Source organism: Formosa haliotis, from assembly GCF_001685485.1.
In the GTDB taxonomy this organism is placed as follows: domain Bacteria; phylum Bacteroidota; class Bacteroidia; order Flavobacteriales; family Flavobacteriaceae; genus Formosa; species Formosa haliotis.
In genome coordinates this window covers 1897031-1917531 of the sequence record NZ_BDEL01000001.1, presented here as the reverse complement: position 1 = coordinate 1917531, position 20501 = coordinate 1897031, and the positions used below count along the sequence as shown (strand labels likewise).

General features: G+C 34.9%; 16 protein-coding genes. 7 read left to right on the top strand and 9 right to left on the bottom strand.

The window, feature by feature from the left end:
- Positions 1-74 precede the first annotated feature (74 nt).
- On the top strand, positions 75-815 hold the full coding sequence (locus A9D35_RS07760) for a tetratricopeptide repeat protein (protein ID WP_066221243.1): 741 nt from the start codon (positions 75-77) through the stop codon (positions 813-815).
- A gap of 53 nt (positions 816-868) precedes the next feature.
- Positions 869-2224, top strand: a complete 1356-nt coding sequence (locus A9D35_RS07755) for a UDP-N-acetylmuramate--L-alanine ligase (RefSeq protein ID WP_066221238.1) — start codon at positions 869-871, stop codon at positions 2222-2224.
- 66 nt (positions 2225-2290) lie between these two features.
- Here A9D35_RS07755 and A9D35_RS07750 read toward each other — a convergent pair whose 3' ends face one another.
- The 3 genes from A9D35_RS07750 to A9D35_RS07740 are packed head-to-tail and all read right to left on the bottom strand — an operon-like array spanning position 2291 to position 5990.
- Entirely contained in the window at positions 2291-4882 is a 2592-nt protein-coding gene (locus A9D35_RS07750) for a mechanosensitive ion channel family protein (RefSeq protein WP_066221235.1), read from the bottom strand.
- Between the two features lie 47 nt (positions 4883-4929).
- Positions 4930-5520, bottom strand: a complete 591-nt coding sequence (locus A9D35_RS07745; protein ID WP_066221233.1) for an FMN-binding negative transcriptional regulator — start codon at positions 5518-5520, stop codon at positions 4930-4932.
- 17 nt (positions 5521-5537) lie between these two features.
- Positions 5538-5990, bottom strand: a complete 453-nt coding sequence (locus A9D35_RS07740) for a DUF1569 domain-containing protein (protein WP_066221230.1) — start codon at positions 5988-5990, stop codon at positions 5538-5540.
- 51 nt (positions 5991-6041) lie between these two features.
- Here A9D35_RS07740 and radC point away from each other — a divergent pair, with 51 nt between their 5' ends.
- From radC to A9D35_RS07720, 4 genes are all read left to right on the top strand, one after another.
- Complete coding sequence (gene radC, locus A9D35_RS07735) at positions 6042-6740, top strand: RadC family protein (protein ID WP_066221224.1); 699 nt, start codon at positions 6042-6044, stop codon at positions 6738-6740.
- Positions 6741-6811: 71 nt separating this feature from the next.
- On the top strand, positions 6812-8116 hold the full coding sequence (locus A9D35_RS07730; RefSeq protein ID WP_066221219.1) for a polysaccharide deacetylase family protein: 1305 nt from the start codon (positions 6812-6814) through the stop codon (positions 8114-8116).
- Positions 8103-8792, top strand: coding sequence for a YjjG family noncanonical pyrimidine nucleotidase (locus A9D35_RS07725; protein WP_066221216.1), 690 nt, complete (start codon positions 8103-8105; stop codon positions 8790-8792). Before A9D35_RS07730 ends, A9D35_RS07725 begins: the two co-directional genes overlap by 14 nt.
- Positions 8793-8825: 33 nt before the next feature.
- A complete protein-coding gene (locus A9D35_RS07720; protein WP_066221214.1) occupies positions 8826-9602 on the top strand; it encodes a hypothetical protein in 777 nt (258 codons plus the stop codon).
- An 835-nt stretch (positions 9603-10437) separates the two neighbouring features.
- Here the strand turns inward: A9D35_RS07720 and A9D35_RS07715 are convergent.
- A complete protein-coding gene (locus A9D35_RS07715; RefSeq protein ID WP_066221211.1) occupies positions 10438-11715 on the bottom strand; it encodes a replication-associated recombination protein A in 1278 nt (425 codons plus the stop codon).
- A 132-nt stretch (positions 11716-11847) separates the two neighbouring features.
- Between A9D35_RS07715 and A9D35_RS07710 the strand changes: the two genes are divergently transcribed.
- On the top strand, positions 11848-12603 hold the full coding sequence (locus tag A9D35_RS07710) for a rhomboid family intramembrane serine protease (protein ID WP_066221208.1): 756 nt from the start codon (positions 11848-11850) through the stop codon (positions 12601-12603).
- On the opposite strand, the gene rlmB is transcribed toward A9D35_RS07710, so the two are convergent.
- From rlmB to A9D35_RS07690, 5 genes are all read right to left on the bottom strand, one after another.
- Entirely contained in the window at positions 12600-13334 is a 735-nt protein-coding gene (gene rlmB, locus A9D35_RS07705; RefSeq protein ID WP_066221204.1) for a 23S rRNA (guanosine(2251)-2'-O)-methyltransferase RlmB, read from the bottom strand. The genes A9D35_RS07710 and rlmB overlap by 4 nt on opposite strands.
- 506 nt (positions 13335-13840) lie before the next feature.
- A complete protein-coding gene (locus A9D35_RS07700; protein ID WP_066221201.1) occupies positions 13841-15265 on the bottom strand; it encodes a SusD/RagB family nutrient-binding outer membrane lipoprotein in 1425 nt (474 codons plus the stop codon).
- Positions 15266-15277: 12 nt separating this feature from the next.
- Positions 15278-17335, bottom strand: coding sequence for a SusC/RagA family TonB-linked outer membrane protein (locus A9D35_RS19660; protein ID WP_369692156.1), 2058 nt, complete (start codon positions 17333-17335; stop codon positions 15278-15280).
- A 376-nt stretch (positions 17336-17711) separates the two neighbouring features.
- Entirely contained in the window at positions 17712-18491 is a 780-nt protein-coding gene (locus A9D35_RS19655) for a carboxypeptidase-like regulatory domain-containing protein (RefSeq protein WP_369692155.1), read from the bottom strand.
- A gap of 580 nt (positions 18492-19071) precedes the next feature.
- Positions 19072-20499 (bottom strand): RagB/SusD family nutrient uptake outer membrane protein, encoded by a 1428-nt coding sequence (locus A9D35_RS07690; RefSeq protein WP_066221198.1) that lies wholly within the window; start codon positions 20497-20499, stop codon positions 19072-19074.
- Between the last annotated feature and the right edge of the window lie 2 nt (positions 20500-20501).

Sequence of the window (20501 nt, the reverse complement as noted above, 5' to 3'; positions counted from 1 at the left end):
TTGAACTTAAAGTTACCGATTTTTACTCAAAAGAAATTCAACCAATTAAATTTAAGAAAGTATATTTTTGTAAGATGAAGCATTTCTTTTTAATGGTGATTTTCGTTTGTTTTTTTCTGCCACAAGTCGTGTGGTCACAACTCGATTTGTCTACCGCCGAAATGTATTTTCAACAGGAAGCCTATACCGAAGTGATTAAGGTTTTAGAGCCGCTAAAAGATCAAGATCTAGATGTTTCTGCTATAGAAATGTTAGGCGATGCCTATAGTTATACCTTGGCATGGGATCGATCCATTAAGGAATATAACAAATTAGTTGGTTTGCATCCAGATTCGGCAAACTACCATTATAAACTAGGAGGCGCATTGGCCATGAAAGCTTTGACGGTTAATAAATTGTTAGCTCTCCCTTTGGTTTTTGAAGCCAAAGACGAATTTTTAAAAGCATCAGCATTAGATACCAATCATATTAATTCCCGTTGGGCCTTGGTTAAAATTTATATGGAATTACCTGGAATTTTAGGCGGAAGTAAAACTAAAGCACTACAATTTGCAGAGGAATTAGAAGCGCTTTCTAATGTTGACGGATATTTGTGCAAGGGGTATATTTATGAATTGGATAAGGATTATGAGCAGGCTGAATTATATTACAAACGGGCGGTAGAAGTAGGGGGCTCTAAATTATGTTATACTTCGCTTTCAGAATTTTATTTAAAACAGAACGAAACAGATAAGGCTATTCGTGTTTTAAAGGCAGGATATAATCAGTTACAAGATGAAGAGTTTCAGCAAAAATTAGCGGAGATTAGCCAATAATCTTTCCAAAAACGTACTAAAACCTGTATCTTTACAAACTTCAAATTAAGTTTATGAATGTACATTTTATTGCCATTGGCGGAAGTGCGATGCACAATTTAGCCATGGCCTTGCATAACAAAGGATATCTGGTAACGGGAAGTGATGATGAGATTTTTGAGCCTTCAAAATCAAGATTACAAGCAAAAGGATTATTGCCAGAAGCCTTTGGGTGGTTTCCGGAGAAAATTTCAAGTAATTTGGATGCGATTGTTCTTGGAATGCATGCCAAAGCTGATAATCCAGAACTATTAAAAGCTCAGGATTTAGGCCTTAAAATTTACAGTTATCCAGAGTTTTTATACGAACAATCTAAGGAGAAAACCCGTGTGGTAATAGGCGGTAGTCATGGTAAGACCACGATTACATCTATGATTCTTCATGTAATGGAATATCACGACCGCGATGTAGATTATATGGTGGGTGCCCAACTGGAAGGCTTCGATGTGATGGTGAAATTGACAGACGACAATGACTTTATTGTACTTGAAGGGGACGAATATTTAAGCTCACCCATAGATCGCCGACCTAAATTTCACCTGTATAAACCTAATATCGCCTTGTTAAGTGGCATTGCCTGGGATCATATAAACGTGTTTCCTACGTACGAAAATTACGAAGAACAATTTAAGATTTTTGTAGATAGCATCGTCCGTGGAGGGAGCATCACTTATAATGAAGAAGATGAAGCTGTAAAACGTGTCGTTGAAGCTTCGGAAAATACTATTAGAAAATTACCTTATCATACACCAGCATATACTGTTGAGCATGGTGAAACTATTTTAGAAACTTCGGAAGGACCATTACCTATTGAAGTTTTTGGTGCACATAACTTGAACAATTTGGCCGGTGCTAAATGGATTTGTCAGCACATGGGAATAGACGAGGAGGATTTTTATGAAGCTATCGCAACATTTAAAGGCGCCAGTAAACGTTTAGAAAAGATAGCCGAAGGTAAAAACAGTGTAGCTTATAAGGATTTTGCTCATTCACCTAGTAAAGTAGAAGCGACCACAAAAGCAGTAAAAGCACAATACGAAAATAGAACCTTAGTGGCCTGTTTAGAATTACATACTTATAGTAGTTTAAATGCCGAGTTTTTAAAAGAGTATAAAGGAGCTTTAGATGCGGCCGATGTTGCAGTGGTTTTTTACTCGCCTCATGCTGTAGAAATTAAAAAATTAGAAGCGGTTACTAAAGCGCAAATTGCTTCAGCCTTCGAGCGAGACGATTTAATTATTTATACCAATCCGGACGATTTTAAGAATTTCTTATTTAGTCAAGAGTTAGAGAATTCGGCACTGTTATTAATGAGTTCTGGAAATTATGGCGGCTTAGATTTTAACGACGTAAAAACGCTAATAAAATAGCTTAATATATCAAATTAAAAAAGCGAGATCTTAATAGGTCTCGCTTTTTTTGTGATTAATAGTTTGTTATTTCGAATCCTCGGTACTAGAGTCTGCAGTAGCATCAGAATCCATATCTGTTTTTAAAGGTTCTACTAAAGGAGCTTTTAAATTTTTGTCTGTTTTAGATTTTGAAGCAGGTTTTTTAGGAGTAGGCGCATTAAGCGAGAAATTTTCTGGTACATTCCTTAAATTAAGGTCACGTTGTGGGAATGGTATTTCTATGCCTTCCTCTTTAAAGCGGTTGTAAATCGCAATAGAAATATCGCTTTTAGCTTGTAAACCAACTTCGTAATGCACCCAAAATAGTAATCTAAAATTAAGAGAACTATCTCCAAAATCATTAAAAAGTGCGCGGGGTTCAGGATCTTTTAAAGTGAATTTATGTGCCTGAGCAATTTCAAAAAGAATTTCTAAAACCCGGTTCGGATCGGAATCGTATGATGTTCCTATTAGGATTTCAACACGTTTCGTGTTATTGGAAAGCGTCCAGTTTATTAAATCGTTAGATATTAAATTATTGTTAGGAACTACAACTTCGGCACCATCAAAAGTGCTTATACTAGACGACCGTACGCCAATACGGTTAACTGTTCCTAGTAAATTATTTACCTCTACTGTGTCTCCTGGTAAAATTGGTCGTTCAAAAACCAAAATTAATCCGGAAACAAAATTGGAGATCACGGTTTGTAAACCAAAACCAATACCCAGACCTAAAGCTCCTGCCATTAGGTTGAATTTACTTAAATCGACACCTAAAGCACCCAAGGCCAAAATAATTCCAAATCCTAAGATAAAGTAGCGAATAACTAAAGAAACAGCAGCAGGAATCCCTTTAGGTAACTTTAAAAATCTTAGAACACCATCGCCATCATTTATTAAAAACGAGACGAGTTTCGTTAACGCGTACGATATGATTAACGTAAATAAAAAACTTAAAACACCTCCAAGAGTAAAGGTTAAAGTTCCCATTGTGTAAGGCTCGCTAACGGAATCAGAAATGGATACCAATAAAGGCCTTAGTAAATCAATCATATTTAAAAAGTACATAAGCCAAATAACGATAATAATGGCTCGCGACGTTTTAAGGGTGCGTTTTTCAATGCGTAAACGGTCGTATTGATTATAACTTAACTTTACACCGTAATGGCGGTTTATTACCCCAACAGCTATACCGTTAAAAATCATTAATAAGCTGTAAAAGAAGGTGGTTAAAATACCACCTTGTGTACAAATTTTTAAGGTGATATCTGTTAAATTGGTATAGCCAAATAAATTTGAAACGATTGATACAATACTTAAAAAATACACGATTGGAGTTAATCGGATTAACAGCGTTCCGAACCAATCTGAATGCATACGGCGGGTCTTTAAGTAAGGATGCGTAAAACTAAACAGGATTGCAATTACAATAAGGGCTTCAAATAGTATGTAAATTCTATAGTTTGCAGAAGAGAACCATATATAAGATTTGGTCGAGTCGAGGATAAAAAACAAAATAACAAAATATATAATGTTCTTAAACTGTTTGTGCATGTATGGTCTTATTAATGGAATAGAACATACAAGGACAAGGAATGTTAAAATATCTTGAAATAATTTAGGCGTATTGGCGAAAAATATTTTTGCCGCCAGTAGAGAAAGAAATATAATACAAATATTTCCTTGGTTTAAAATAATAAGTTTTGCCCTTTTTAATTTATCGGTTTTTTCTTCGTAAACATATTTTATAAATCCATTCTTCAAATATCGTATGGAGATAATTATAAAATATACAAATACGAAATAAGATATAATTAGCGCGATGTTACCTTTTAAAAATTGAAAGGTACCAGAAACATTATTGTGTATAGATTCAACCTCTTCAGATTTATCTACATTGCTAACTTCTGGGCTTTTAAAGGATGTATTCCATAAGGCATCATGCCGTTTGTAGAAAATGTCGTATAAATCGGAATTTTTTAAATCTAATAAATTATCGATAATATTTTCGGTAATATTGATTTGATCGTTTATGCGGGTTTCTAAAACCAGATAATAATTGTTGTTATTATTTATAGTTTTTTTGAGGTCTTTTGCAGATTCCCATATCTCATTTATAGCAGACAAAACTTCTGGTGGAGCACTCTCATTTTTAGCCTTTTCATGACTTAAGCTCCAAATTTTTTCCTTTCTTTTAATATCCTCTACTAATCTTGAATTACGCTCTTCTTGTTTTTGGATTGTAGATTGCCAGCCCGTTAAGGTGCTTTTATAGCCATTCCATTTAGAAATGAGGTTGTTTATTTTTTGTGTATTTGGTCCTTGTTTAATAAAGGATTCTACTTCGTCTGATTCTTGGAGCAGGAATTCTCCATGTTTCACATATAAAGAATCAATCTTTAAAACCTCATTAGGTTTCGCCGTTTTTTTAGAAATTAATTTTAACTGATTTTTCGTGTTATCAATTTCCTGAATAATATTTATTAAAGGGATCGCTTTAGGAGCATCTACCTTTGTAGAATCGGCTTTTTCGGGTAAAATTTCTGGTAGTATATTGGTTTGCGCATGCGATATAAAGCATGTAAAACATAGTACAACAAGAAGAAATCGATATATGCTATTGGTTCGGGGATTCATAATTTGAAATGCGTAATTTAAAAACAAATATAAAAATTAACTTAGGACTAACTTAAAAGATCTAAAAATGGTTCAATACTTGCCTTATTGGCTTCTATTAGTTGGGTTTTTGCAATGTGTTGAGCGGTTGCACTTTTGTTTTGAGATAATTTAAATTTGCCTTCCCAATTTAAGATTTCAATGGTAAAACCGGAAACATAATTAATAAACTGCTCCATTTTTGGGTCGTTAAGCTCTAAACTATAGGCTTGGTTAGGCGATTCTAAAATCGAGGTCATAGTAACCATAGATTGTTTAACACGTTCCGGATCGTTTATTTTTGTAACCTTACCCTGAATGTGCACTTTAATATAATTCCATGTAGGTAATTCGGGAGTTGTAAACAAACTCGGTGAAATATAACAATCTGGCCCCGAAAATATGACGGTTACCGGATTGTTGTTTGCCAATAATTTTGTGTGCGGATTATTATTGTCTATGTGTCCAACAAGTTTACCATCCTCAAAAATTAATGGTAAATGCGTTATAAACGGCGTGTTGTTTTCAACAGAAATAAGCGTAGCCAACGGGTACGTTTTAATCACGTCTATCATGTGATTTTTATTGAAGTCTTGATGGATTTTAGGTGGGTAATTCAAAGCTGAAAATTTTTTAATTATACGCCAAATTGCGACAAATGATGATCTAAATGTTTGTACTGCATTTTACCCCATTGTTCGGGTGTAAAATAACCAAAAAGCGGATGATTTGGCCAAGTTTTAACATCTGTTTTTTCTGAAAATTCTGCGATAAGCTGTTCTAAATGTTCTCTTTCTGTGGTAAAGGATTGAGGCGTAGTGACTCTAAACTCTTCAATTGTGGGTAAATCGTGTTTCCAAGGGGTGTTGTTATATAAAAAAGGTTTATATAATTTCATCATTAAGCGTTTAAAAAAGCTTAGTTGGGTTACTACAACTTGTTTTTGTAAAGCTATATTTAAAGGACCTTGACAATGTTTTAGCATTTGTCCCACATCCATTTTTCCCCATAAAGCTTGGCTGTTATTATCAAGTAAATCTAGTCTTTCAATGATGGAACGTGCTGATTCTGTTTCAAATAAAGATTTCATAATACGTGAATTTAGTTGCTTCAGTAATTTACAATTTTTATATTTATAATTATGTCAGATAAAAAGACTCCATTTTCCATTAAAAATTGGTCGGAAGACGACCGGCCAAGAGAAAAGTTGCTTTATAAAGGTCAAGCTGCTTTAAGCGATGCCGAATTGGTTGCCATTTTAATTGGTTCGGGTAGCAGAAACGAAAGCGCTGTAGCGTTAACTAAAAGAATATTGGCTAGTGTAGACCATAATTTAAGTGCTTTAGGAAAGTTGTCTATTAAACAATTAATGACCTTTAAAGGGATAGGAGAAGCAAAAGCTATAAGCATTGCTGCGGCTATGGAATTAGGTCGACGCCGTAGAGGAGAAGAAGCTATTGTCATTAAAAAAATTACATCGTCTGCATCGGTATTCGAAATTATGCAACCTATTCTCGGCGAGTTACCACACGAAGAATTCTGGATTATTTATTTAAACAATTCTAATACCATTATTCAAAAACAACAACTCAGTAAAGGCGGAATTACGGGAACTTTGGTCGATGTGCGATTAACTTTAAAAATGGCTTTAGAGCTTGGGGCAACAGCACTAATCTTGGTGCATAACCATCCGTCAGGCACTTTAAAACCCAGTCTTGCAGACAAACAAATTACGCAAAAATTAAAAACAGCAGCTTCTAGTTTGGATATAAAAGTATTAGATCATGTTATTGTAACAGAGCATGCCTATTTTAGTTTTGTCGATGAAAACGAGATGTAGTATGCTTTATACTTAAGAATCTATGCGGATACGTGTAAAATTCATTACTTTTATTACTTTAAATCTATTGTGTGCTACTAGTCTATACTCATAAAATAACACCGCGTGTAAAATTTGCATTTAAACATCTCTGTACCAGAATTCTCGGTATTCCGGTGTCGTTTACTACCACTATAGAAACGTTTATCGCTCACGATAGTTTAAAAATGTCGTACACAAAACAAGCCCTAGGAGGTGAAATTTTTGTACGTAGTCACGATTTATTGTTCGAGCAAGGTCTGTCAGATCCAGATTTAAATGTTTCGAAATGGGAAGAGACTAAATGTTTCTTTTTTAACGGCGATAAAAGTGCGATGCCTTACGATATTTTTGCAGCATCATTCTATTTGTTAAGTCGGTACGAAGAATATTTACCACATGTAAAAGATGAATACGGGCGTTATGAGGCTAAAGAAAGTTTAGGTTATAGGCATAATTTTTTAAAACAACCGGTGGTCGATATTTGGGCTTATAAATTTAAAGCGGTTTTAAAAACACATTATCCCGACTATAAATTCGAAGAGCGGGATTACATGATTAAACCCGTAATAGATGTACCATCACCTTACGAATTTAGGTTAAAAGGCCTTATGCGCACCTTTGGTGGTACGCTTAAAGATTTGTTCGCCCTACGATTTAAAAAAATATATTACAGATATATGGTGTTGTTTGGCTTAAAACGCGATCCATACGATTCGTTTAAGTATATTTTAAATAAGCAAAAGCAAACGCCATATAAGTTTCATTTTTTCTTTTTAATAGGCGATTATTCTACCTACGATAAAAGTGTTAGCGTATTTAGAAAAGACTTTGTGTCTTTAATTAAATCGGTTGCAGATTATTGTAAAGTAGGACTAAAAGTATCTTATTTTGCTATAGAAGATCAAGATATTTTGAAGACTGAAAAATTGCGGATGGAAGGTATCATTAATACCTCATTAATAGAGTCGCGTAACTCATTCTCGAAATTAAATTTACCAGATTTATATAGAAATTTGGTAGAGTTAGAAGTCCAAGACGATTATACTATGGGCTATGTTAACGAATTAGGTTTTAGAGCTGGTACTTGCACACCATTTTTCTTTTACGATTTAGATTATGAAGTACAAACACCATTGCGAGTAAACTCGTATCACGTTATAGACTCCGCCTTATTAAAAAATGCCTCCTTATTAGATAAAAAAGAATCGCTACAATATATTATTAATCAGGTAAAACGGGTAAATGGCGAATTTGTTCCTGTATTTCATAATTACACGTTTAGCGGACTAGGGAGATGGAAAGATTTTAAAGAATTATTCAATATTATTTTAGATTCTACAGATGATGAAAACTAAAATAAAAGATGTCTTTTTTGACTTAGACCACACACTTTGGGATTTTGAAAAAAATTCTACATTAACATTTCAAAAAATATTTGAAATCAATGAACTTCAACCAGATTTAAATTTGTTTTTAGATGCGTATGTTCCTATAAATGAAACTTATTGGCGACGGTTTAGAAACAATGAAGTCGATAAGGAAACCTTGCGATTTGGAAGACTTAATGATGCCTTTAACGCTATAGAATTTCCGGTAGATGCGGCCCTCATCTATAAATTATCTGAAGATTATATCATGCATTTGCCATCGTTTAATTACTTATTTGAAGATGCTAAATCGATGTTAAACTATTTGCACTCCAAATATAACCTTCATATTATTACAAACGGATTTGAGAATGTGCAAGCGTCAAAATTAACGAGTTCAAAAATTAATCAGTATTTTAAAACAGTTACAAATTCTGAGGAAGCCGGGGTGAAGAAACCGCATCCCGATATTTTTAACATGGCCTTAAAAAAGGCGAATGCAAAAGTAGAATCGAGTGTTATGATTGGCGATAATTTAGAGGCCGATATCCTCGGTGCACTACAAGTTGGATTTCAGGTAATTTATTTTAACCAAGTGCCCTTAATACATCATAATCACATCCCACAAATTAATAAGCTAAAAGCTTTAAAAAACTATTTATAAATTTAATTAACTTTATTCAAAACTATAATTCTCATGAAAAAAATAATTTTACTAGTATGCTTATGTGTATGTTTTAACAGCGTTGCTCAAGCAAACTTAAACAATTATAAATACGTTATTGTTCCGAATTCTTTCGATTTTTTAAAAGAAGCTAACCAATATCAATTAAATGAATTAACGCAATTTTTGTTTGAAAAGTACGGATTTACAACAGTAATGTCTGAAGACAGTATACCCGCAGATTTAAATGCAAATGGTTGTTTAGGATTGCGATCTAATGTATTAAACGAATCTAATTTATTTACTACCAAGTTAAAAGTACAATTAAGAGACTGTAAGAATGTGGTGGTTTATGAAACCGAAGAAGGGATTTCAAAAGAAAAAGATTTTAAAAAGGCGTATCATGCCGCATTAAGAAAAGCCTTTAATTCATTTAATCAGGTAAACTATAAATACGAGCCAAGTGCGAATACCGCCGGAGCAGCTGCAAATGTTGGTTTCGTTACGCAATTACCAGAGCCAGTACCATCACATCCAGTAGCTTCTACACCAGAAGGTGCACCAAATACTGTTGCTACAATTGAGGCAACTTCAAAATCAGGAATGTTGTATGCGCAACCAATTGCGAATGGTTTTCAACTGGTAGATAGCACACCTAAAGTGGTGTATAAGTTGAAAAAATCGAATATGGATGATGTATATTATGTTGAAGGTAAACAAGCGATGGTTAGAAAATCTGGAGACAAATGGGTTTTAGAGTATTATGAAGGCGAACAATTAAAGCAAGAAACTTTAAACGTGAAGTTTTGATACGATTACCGGAGGCTGGAATTAAGAGCCGAGAATGAAGAGTATAGATGCAAGAATCTAGAGCCAAGAGTCAAGATTAAAAAATCGATTTAACAATGTCATTTCGATACACTGTAATTCCGATGCTCTTCATTACAGCACTCAATGACCAATTAGAGTCATGTAAAATTGTAATAATTTGGATATGTTAGATTGAAACGTCATGCTGAACTCGTTTCAGCATCTCATAAGATGATGCGCTTAGTCGATGATCCTCTGAAACTAGTTCAGGGTGAAGAAATCTACTGATTTCAGGAGCTAAATGCAATGTTATTTTGATATTACTTTAATGGAATGAAGGATTTTTTATTCAGAAACAAGAATAAAGAGTCAAGAAACAAGAATAAAGAATCTAGAGCCAAGAGCCAAGAGTCAAGAGCCAAGAGCCAAGAGTCAAGAGTCAAGAGTCAAGAGTCAAGAGTCAAGAGTCAAGATTGAAAAATCGATCTAACAATGTCATTTCGATACACTGTAATTCCGATGCTCTTCATTACAGCACTCAATGACCATTTAAGGTAATGTAAAATTGTAGCAATTTGGAAGTATTAGATTCAAGCGTCATGCTGAACTCGTTTCAGCATCTCATAAGATGATGAGCTAGTCGATGATCCTCTGAAACTAGTTCAGGGTGAAGAAATCTACTGGTTTCAGGAGCTAAATGCAATGTTATCTTGATATTACTTTAATGGAATGAAGGATTTTTTATTCAGAATCAAGAATAAAGAGCCAAGAACCAAGAATAAAGAATCTAGAGCCAAGAGTCAAGAAATAATAACCAAAAACAAACAACTACAATTTAATACCCATATTTCGCTTTCCAGCGTTGTTTTAAAAAGTTACGATCGGATTGCTCTCTAGCATTAGCACCAGGCTCATACAGCTTGGTGTTTTTTATTTCTTCGGGTAAGAATTCTTGTTCTGCAAAATTATTGGCGTAATTGTGCGAATATTTATAATCTTCACCATATCCTAATTCTTGCATTAATTTCGTAGGGGCATTTCTTAGTGGTAGTGGCACCGATAAATCTCCGGTAGCTCTTACTAATTGTTGGGCTTTACCTATAGCTTCATAAGCCGAATTGCTTTTTGGCGAACAAGCTAAATACGTGGTGCACTGACTTAGTGTAATTCGAGATTCTGGGTAGCCAATGGCAGAAACAGCTTGAAAGGTATTGTTTGCAATAACAAGCGCCGTTGGGTTAGCATTACCTATATCTTCACTAGCTAAAATTAATAGGCGACGGGCAATAAATTTCACGTCTTCTCCACCTTCTATCATACGGGCTAAATAATACACTGCGGCATTGGGGTCGCTTCCACGAATCGATTTTATAAACGCCGAAATAATATCGTAATGTTGTTCGCCTGTTTTATCGTAACGTGCCGTATTATTCTGAATTTTCTCTAAAACAATCTCGTCCGTAATCAAAATCTCATCACCTTCAAAAGTGTTGACCAGTAATTCAAATAGGTTTAAAAGTTTTCGTCCGTCACCTCCAGAAAGACGCAATAACGCAGCCGTTTCTTCAAGGTTTATGTTTTTTTTAGACAGGAAGTCATCTTTTTCAATGGCGCGGAGTAAAAGCTGCTCTAAATCGGTTTTGTCAAAGGCTTTTAAAATATAGACTTGGCAACGCGAAAGTAGGGCAGGTATCACTTCAAAACTTGGGTTTTCGGTAGTCGCACCAATTAGTGTTACCCAACCTTTTTCTACGGCTTGTAATAACGAATCTTGTTGCGATTTACTAAACCTATGAATCTCATCGATAAACAAAATGGGGTTTTTGGTAGTAAACAAGCCACCACTTTGTTTGGCTTTATCAATGACATCGCGAATATCTTTTACACCAGAATTTATTGCACTAAGAGTATAAAACGGTCTGCCGGATTGCGATGCAATAATATTGGCAAGCGTGGTTTTTCCCGTTCCTGGAGGTCCCCAAAAAATCATAGATGAAATTAAACCTTGTTTTAACTGTATTCGCAAAGGACCTTGCGGACCAACAAGATGTGCCTGACTAATATAATCGTCTAAGGTTTCTGGACGTAATCGTTCTGCTAAAGGTGCGTTCATATTACAAAATTACTGTATTTTTTAGTTCTAATAGTTATATTCAAAAGTTTACCGACTGACATTTTAACCATTTTAAAAAAACGGTTTACAATTTGATTATCTTTTATCACTTGTAAAAACAATATTTAATATATGAACCAACACGACCATTTTAAATTCTCGAACGGAGTGCTTGCCTATCCGCTGGCTTTTGTTCTAATTATTTGGTATGTGTTTTGGTTTGAGATAGAAACAAATATTTTCTTTAATAAGTATGGTATTTACCCGAGAACCTTGGAAGGGCTACAAGGCATAATATTTAGTCCTTTTATTCATGGTAGTATTTCTCACCTGTATCAAAATTCCATTCCTTTATTCGTGTTAAGTGTGGCGCTTTTCTACTTTTATAGGCCTATAGCATGGAAGGTTTTGGGGTATGGAATTTTAGTTTCTGGCTTTTTAACGTGGTGTATTGCTAGACCTTCGTACCATATTGGTGCTAGTGGTTTAATTTATGTCTTGGTAAGCTTTATTTTTTTTAAAGGTGTTTTTGCAAAGTATTACAGATTGATCGCCTTATCGCTTTTGGTTGTTTTTCTCTACGGAAGTATGATTTGGTATGTTATTCCCATGGAAGGTAATATATCTTGGGAAGGGCATTTGGCAGGGTTAATAACAGGGCTGCTTTTTGCTTTTATTTTTAAAAGACAAATTGCAAAACCTAAAAAATATGTTTGGGAAGAAGATGATTATAATGAAGAAGACGATGCTTTTTTAAGGCATTTTGATGCCGATGGTAATTTTATTGAACATAAACCAGAGGTAGAGGAGGAAGCAGAACAAGACAGACATGAACATGATTCAAGTCCGTATCGCTATGTTTTTAAAGAAAATAAAGAAGCTGATTAACGGCGTTGTCTTAAAGCCTCGTATAAAAAGGCACCACAAGCTACCGATACATTTAAAGATCCTATTTCGCCTAGTAAAGGTAATTTAGCTTTGGCATCTACCAATTTTAAAACAGACGGATTAATACCTTTACCTTCCGAGCCCATAATAATGGCACAAGGTTCGGTAAATGACACATCGTATAATAGGTCTTCTGTCTTTTCTGTGGCAGCAATAACTTTTATACCCGATGCTTGCATGTAAAACAAGGCATCTTTAATATGGTCGACTTTACAAATAGGCATTTTAAAAACGGCACCAGCACTAGTTTTAATAGTATCTCCGTTTACAGGTGCACCTCCTTTTTTCTGAATAATAATACCATCTACTCCTGTACATTCTGCAGTACGAATTATGGCTCCAAAATTCCTAACATCACTTAATTGATCTAACAGCAGGAATAGGGGAGTCTTGCCAGATTCTGTAACTTTGGTTACGAGTTCTTCGATATCCCAAAAGGTAATAGGTGCAATTTGGGCAACAACCCCTTGATGGTTTTTAGAAGTTAATTTATTTAATTTTTCTACAGGAACGTAAGAGAAGTTTATACGTTGTTTGCGTAAAACACTTTCTAATTCATGAGATAATTCGCCTTTAAGTCCTTTTTGAACAAATACTTTATCTATGTTTTCTCCAGCTTGGATGGCTTCAATAACAGCACGAATTCCAAAAATTTGAGTCTCTTTTTCCATGCGTCAAAAGTACAATAAAATATGAATAGGTTATTAAAAAGTTTACGTTAAGCCGATCTCTATTTTTAACAAATCGATTTAACTGTTGGTGAGAACTTTAAAATGTCATTACAGTATCAAGGAATTCTGGTTTGCCTCATTGTAGCACCTTGGTAATGTAACTATGAATTAATGTAGCAATGTAACAATGTTTCATTTAGAAATGGAACAATGTGTCAATGCAATCATATAGCAATGTTTCAAAGTAGAAGCTTGTCAGGTTGAGATATTTTTGTTTCAAAAAGAAGAGTCTGTCTAAACAGTTTTAGATCTCATCATTTTAAATTTATTTCAAAATCTCACCATATGGATAACTATATCTGTGAGAATCTGAATTCTGTTCAGGTTGACGAGAATTCAACTTTTTAGATAAGCTCCTAATTATATTCCAAAAAAAAACAGCCGACTAATTGGGTTTGCTAGTCGACTGCTTTTCAAAAAAAAATGTTATGTAAAGAAACTAAAACTTAGTTAACATCCCAGAATAATTTGGTTGTTTGCTCGTCTCCACCGATAGCAGCAGATCCAGCAATCCAGTTCGTTTCGTTTAAGTTTTGTTCGTTAATTGGGTATGTATAACGTGTTGGTACTGGGTTTCCAGTATCAGCAGGAAGGTTAAACATTGGTGTGTCGTAAGTTCTCCAAACAGTCCATCCTTCAAACCCTCTGTTGTACATGGCTAACCAGAATTGATTTCCAATAGATGTTTTCCAGTTTGCAGCATCGTAAGCTACTTCTGGCTTAGCTAAATAAGCATCAACACCAGTCGCTCCCCAGTCTTCAAAAGAAGCGGCGATACCATTGTTATAGAATTCTTCAGCAGAATCACCTACTGCAAAACCTCTTTGTGCAGCATCGGCTAAGAAGAAAGATACTTCAGCATAATCTAATAACACGCCTCTAAATTCAGGGTTAAGCATTACTGGACCAATATGTGTATAACTAGCAAAACTGTTATTATCACCGTAGATACCTCCATCGTAGATACCGTCTCCTAAGTTATTATCGAAATAGATAGCACGTCTAGGATCTTCTAAATCGTTCATAAAATCTACTACTGTATTAGCAGGAACAAAATCTGAACGTCCGCTTTGTACTAAATCTACCCATAATGGGTTTGTGTTAGGAGTTGCTGATTGATATTGTATTGTAGCATTGTCTGCATTAGATGTATATACACCCGATGCAACTGCACCTTCAACAGTTGTTTGCGCTAAAGAAGCCATTCCTGGAGCATCAACTATACGCATTCCAATTCTTAACTTTAAAGAGTTACCGAATTTCATCCATGCAGCGATATCTCCACCGTAAATGTTGTCTTCAGAAAAACCAGTTCCAGTAAGGTTTGGTATTGAAGCATTTAATCTTGTAATTAAATCTTCGTAAATGCTAGCTGCATCATCGTATTCAGGCGTTAAATAAGAATCGATATCTAAAGCTTGAGAATAAGGAATGTCTCCGAAAGTATCAACCAATTGTTGCCAAGTATAAACTGCTAAGATATCTATTTGAGCCAATTGAGTTTCTCTATCTTCTTCAGTTAAACTTTCATTAGCAATTGTGTTTTCTTTAGCTGTTTTTAAGTCTAATAAAACGTCTCTATATAATTCTGACCAGTGATTTTGAGGAATATTCCTGTTATTTAAATCGTAGTTGGCTTCATCGATATAGGTTGTTTCTGTCCAATATTGCCCAAGTAATCTAAACACGTTTGTGTTTACGTTTGTACTTGTCATTTGGTTAAACAAACTTACTGTAGCAGAGTTAAAAAGGAAACCTGCTTCTACCTCAGTAGGATTTTTTGGGTCTTTATTATAGTCTTCATATTTTTCGTCAGACATACAAGATGCTAGAACAATACAAGACAATGCTGTTATAAATATTTTTTTCATGTTTTTCTTTTTTTAGAACTGTAATTTTACACTTGCACCAATTTCTCTAATTGCTGGATAAGCACCAGATTGATATCCTTGAACGTTACCAGAACTTAATCCTGCTTCAGGGTCAGAGAACGGTACATTCTTATCGATAATCCAAAGGTTTCTACCTATTAAAGAGAATGTTAATCCTGTAAAAGGAAGTCTATCTAATTGGTCACTATTAAAGTTATAGCTTAAACTAGCTTCTCTTAATTTAATGTAACCTGCATCGTATACGTGTTGAGAGTTTGAAGCTCTAGCATACCCCCAAGGGTTAGCATAAGTACTTGCATTTGCTCTTACAGTATTTGTTGAACCGTCTGCTTGAACACCTGGTAAAATAACCCCACCACCATTAGCTAAAGTGTTTCTTACAGGGTTTCCTAATTCGTTAGTACCTGCTGTAAAGTCGTACATTCCTGTAGCGTAACCATACCAAGTATCTAATGAGAATACATCTCCACCTTTTTGCATGTCTAATAAGAAGCTAAAGTTGAAGTTTTTGTAAGTGAATGAGTTGAATAAACCTGCTTTCCAGTCTGGGTTCACATCTCCAATTACATTGTTGTTACTACTAGTTGTTACATAGTATCCGTTTTCACCTACAATAGGTTGTCCGTTATCATGGTAGGTTAAATCTGTTCCTCTAATAGTTCCGTAAGGTTCTCCTGGAGTTGCATTTATACTAACTCCTCCTTGTAAAGAAGCTAAAACTAAATTGTCTATACCATCCATTAGCTCTACTACTAAACTTTCGTTTTTAGACCAGTTTACATTCATGTCCCATTGGAAGTTTTCTGTACGAACAGGAGCGATGTTTAATGTAACTTCCCAACCTTTATTAGATATTGTTCCTGCATTAAATATTTTAGAAGTATATCCGGTTGAATTAGATAAAGGTACACTTGTAATTTGGTTTTCGTTAAGTGCATCGTAATATGTTACATCGAAACCAAAACGTTTTTGGAAAAACTGCATTTCTAAACCAACTTCCCAGTTTGTTTGTTCTTCAGGAAGTAAATCTAAATTTCCTTTTGTGCTTGGGTTTGTTGCACTACCACCATTAAAAGGCGTGTTAATTACATAAGTATCAAATACGTTGTAAGCATCTGTATCGTTACCAACGATTCCGTAGTTACCTCTTAACTTACCAAATGTTAACCAATCTGCTTGAAATAATTCAGAGAAAATTAAAGATCCTGTTGCAGACCAGTAATCGTAACGGTTATTGTCTATAGGTAAAGAAGAAGAACGGTCTGTTCTAAATGTACCTTCAACAAATGCGAAGTTGTCGTAACCTAAACTTGCTTGGATGTATTCACCATCTACCATTTTAACATATTCAGTTTCTGTAGGTGCCTCAATAGCACTTACACTGTTAGATAATGCATATAATCCTGGTAAACTTAAACCACCGTTAGTTTCAGCATAAATACTGTTTAGCTCGTTTCTTCTTAAGTTAAAACCAGCAATACCAGAAAGGTTTAATTTGTCTGTTAAGTCTTTGTTGAAAGATAACATTAAGTCGTAGTTATATTCTGCTACGTTTCTGTTGAAACGTGAGTATTGAGATACATCTACAGAACCTACAGCAACTCTTTCTTCTTGTAATTCAGCATAAGTATCGTAAGTGAAACGACCTAAAACGCTTAACCAATCTGTAATTTCATAGTCTAAAACTACATTACCCCAAAATCTGTTACGTGTATCTGTTTCGTAGTTTTCGTAACGTGTCCAGTAAAAGTTATCTGAGTAAAGTGGTGCTGTGTTAGCAGAGCTATTAGAGTTCCAAGTAATGTTTTTACCTGTAGACAGGTAAGCATCTCTTTGTTGTGCTAAATCTACGTTAGTTTGGAACCATTGTCTAAACTGTTGCATAGGGTTTTTAGAATCGTATCCTGTACCGTAACGTCCTTTACCATCTGTTTTCGTAAAGTTAAAACTCGTAGAGGCTGTAAGTTTATCTGTAAGATTTAAAGATCCATTAAAGTTAATGTTGTTTCTTTTAATCTCAGAGTTTGGTAAGTTACCTTCTTGTAACATGTTTGTATATCCTAAACGGAATGTACCCTTTTCGTTTCCTCCCGTTAAATCAACAGAGTTAATTAAGGTTGAAGATGTTGTCCAAACAGAGTTTGCATCGTTATCTGCATACTTCCAAGGCGTTGCTTGTTGGTATCCGTCTAACTCTGGGTAGATAGACGTCCATTGGTAAACTAATCTATTTGGGTCGAAAGCAGCACCATAAGATGCATCTTCTCCAAAAGGTACAGTTTCGTCTAAAATTCCGTCACCATTAACATCCTCTAAGTTGAAATATCCATCGCTACTCGCGTAGTAAGGACCGTAACCTGCACCATATTTCTTTTGGTACGTTGGTAATGTTTCTTTGTCTGGAGCACCAACAGTAATACTAGAGTTAATAGTAACTCCAATACCCTTTTGTTTTTTTTCCTTTTTTCGTTGTAATCATAATAACACCATTCGATGCTCTAGACCCGTATAATGCAGATGCAGCAGCACCTTTTAATACGTTAATAGACTCAATATCGTCTGGGTTAATGTCAGATGCAGCGTTACCGTAATCGTATCCTCCACGACCTGCTTGTTGATCTGAAGTGTTAGAGATTCCGTTATCGATTGGAATACCATCAATTACAAATAAAGCTTGGTTGTTACCTGCTACAGAACTGTTACCACGGATTACTACGTTTGTAGAACCCCCGATCGTTCCTGAAGGCTTAACATTTAAACCGGCAACTTTACCAGATAAAGAGTTTACGAAGTTTTGCGCTTTTACTGTAGAAACGGCGTCTCCGTCTACTTCTTGACTCGCATAACCTAATTGTTTTTTCTCTCTAGAAATACCTAAGGCAGTTACAACTACTTCATCTAGTTGAGCCAAATCTTCTGCCATTACAATACTTATGGTGTTAGAAGCTCCTACTGTTTTAGTTTGAGTTTTATACCCTATAAAAGAGTATGATAAGGTAGCACCTTGAGAGGCTGAGATGCTGTAATTTCCATCAAAATCTGTTTGGGTACCTGTTGAAGTGCCCGTTACAATGATGTTAACTCCAGGGAGAGGTAACCCGTTTGAATCTGAAACGGTTCCTGAAATTGTTTTTTCTTGAGCAAACGTAATTTGCACAACCAACGCTAGGAATAGCGTTAGAATTCCACTAAACTTTGTTTTCATGTTTATTTTATTTGAATTAGTCTGATGCTAAAATCATAATTATAAGTTAATAAAACAATAATAAATCCTTAAAGTTTGATGAATTCCCTGTTTTTTGATTAAAAATCAATAATTCGGGAATAAATAATCAAGTTGTTGAAAATAATTAGGTGTTTTTTTCAATTCAACATATTTCCTTTAAGCGGATTTTCGTTTTATTTTCATTAATTCAAAATTTTAACTTTAAAAACTGACGCATTTGTCCATTTTTAAGGCTCAAAACGTTAAATAGCGTTTTGAGGGAATAAAACCATGATAAAAGTCATTGTTTTTTATGTCTCAATATCGGGTTCTAATTTATTGTAAATGATGATTATTTAGTTTTCGTCAAAGACAAGGCGTAAGGTTCGATTTAAGATGAAGTTTTGTGGATTAAAATCTAATAGGATGTTGGGTTTTGGAAGTGTAATAATTTATTGGGCTAGGATAGGGCGTTAAGAAATTGTTTTTTAATGGACATATTGTATTTGTATAGTAAATAAAAAAAAGAGGCTGCCTTTTCAGGTAGCCTCTTTTGTAATTTTAAATTAATAATTCGTTATTATCGACCAGCGTTTACGTTGTCATCGATATTTACGTTGGCATCAATTTCTTCTTGAGGAATTTTCAAGAAAAATCTATTATCGTTTGGTGATAATGAAGCCGATTCTTTAATACGGTGGTTTCCTGTTCTAGTAATTCCTCTTTGTAATCGTTTAGCATCAAACCACTCTACACCATTTTCAGCGTATAATTCTTTTCTTCTTTCCACTAAAATTTCTTCAAATAAAGCGCTTCCAGAATTAGACGACTTAACAGCATTAGGATCTCTATTAGATTGGATTGTGTAAAGTAAATCGTGTGCTTTAGCTTCATCGCCTAAACGATAATTAGCTTCTGCTTCAATTAAAATCATTTCAGGCGTTCTGATGTAAGCGAAATCAGAATCGAAATTAAATGTAAATTTAGTTGTGATGTAATGTCTGTAGTCAGCATCAGGAACACCATATCCGTTTACAAACAAGTTTCTTACATCTGAAGTTGAAAATAAATTCACAAAATCGTTGTTGAAGAATGTTGCTTGGTAAGATAAGGTATAGTGGTCTGCCATAGAGTGAGGTGCTCCCCAGTAGTAGTTAGACTGATCTGTAGACTGTGGTGCAGCCCAAATCCATTCTATATTGGTAATGTCGCTAAAACCTCCTGCATATCCGGCAGCATCTAAAACTGAAAGCGGGTCGCCTCCGTAAGCTGCAATTGCTGCTGCTCTTGCGCCTTCCCAGTTTTCTGTAACTTGGTACACTTGCGCTAAGATAGCATTCGCTACATTTTGGTTAACATAAGATTTACCTAATCTGTAATCATCTAAATTATCTACAGCGTACGTTAAGTCATCAATAATTAAGTTGTATACTTCTTGAAGTGTAGACATTGGTTTACCTTCTAAAGATAATTCAAGGTAAATAGGAGGAGCAGGAAGCGATGGGTCGTAAGCATAAGTGTGTTGGTACTCCATAGCTAATTGAAAGTACATAAAAGCTCTCATGGCTCTACCTTGTGCCACTAATTCTACTTTATCTTCCTCTGGAATTGCGCCACTTTCGTTAACACCATTTACTAGTGTGTTTGCTTGGTTAATAATGTAATAAGGGAACTCCCAGTTAAATACAGTTCTTCTATAAGTAGGCTCTCTGTTATCGTTAGAATAATCGAATCCAAACCAGTTATTGGCTTGTATAACATCGTTTCCTTTCATCGCTCTAGCAAAGAAAATAGAGTTTACACCAGCAGCATCTGTACTTGTAAATTGGGCTCTAAAACGTCTTAAGATACCAGATATAAAGGCTTCAGCACCTTCTCTTGAGTTAAAAATTACTTCGGCAGTCACAGATTCCGTAGGTTTCGGATCTGTTAAAATATCTTCAGTACAACTTACAAGTGCTGTAGCACAAAATACTGCAAGGATAAGTTTTGATATATGTTTTTTCATTT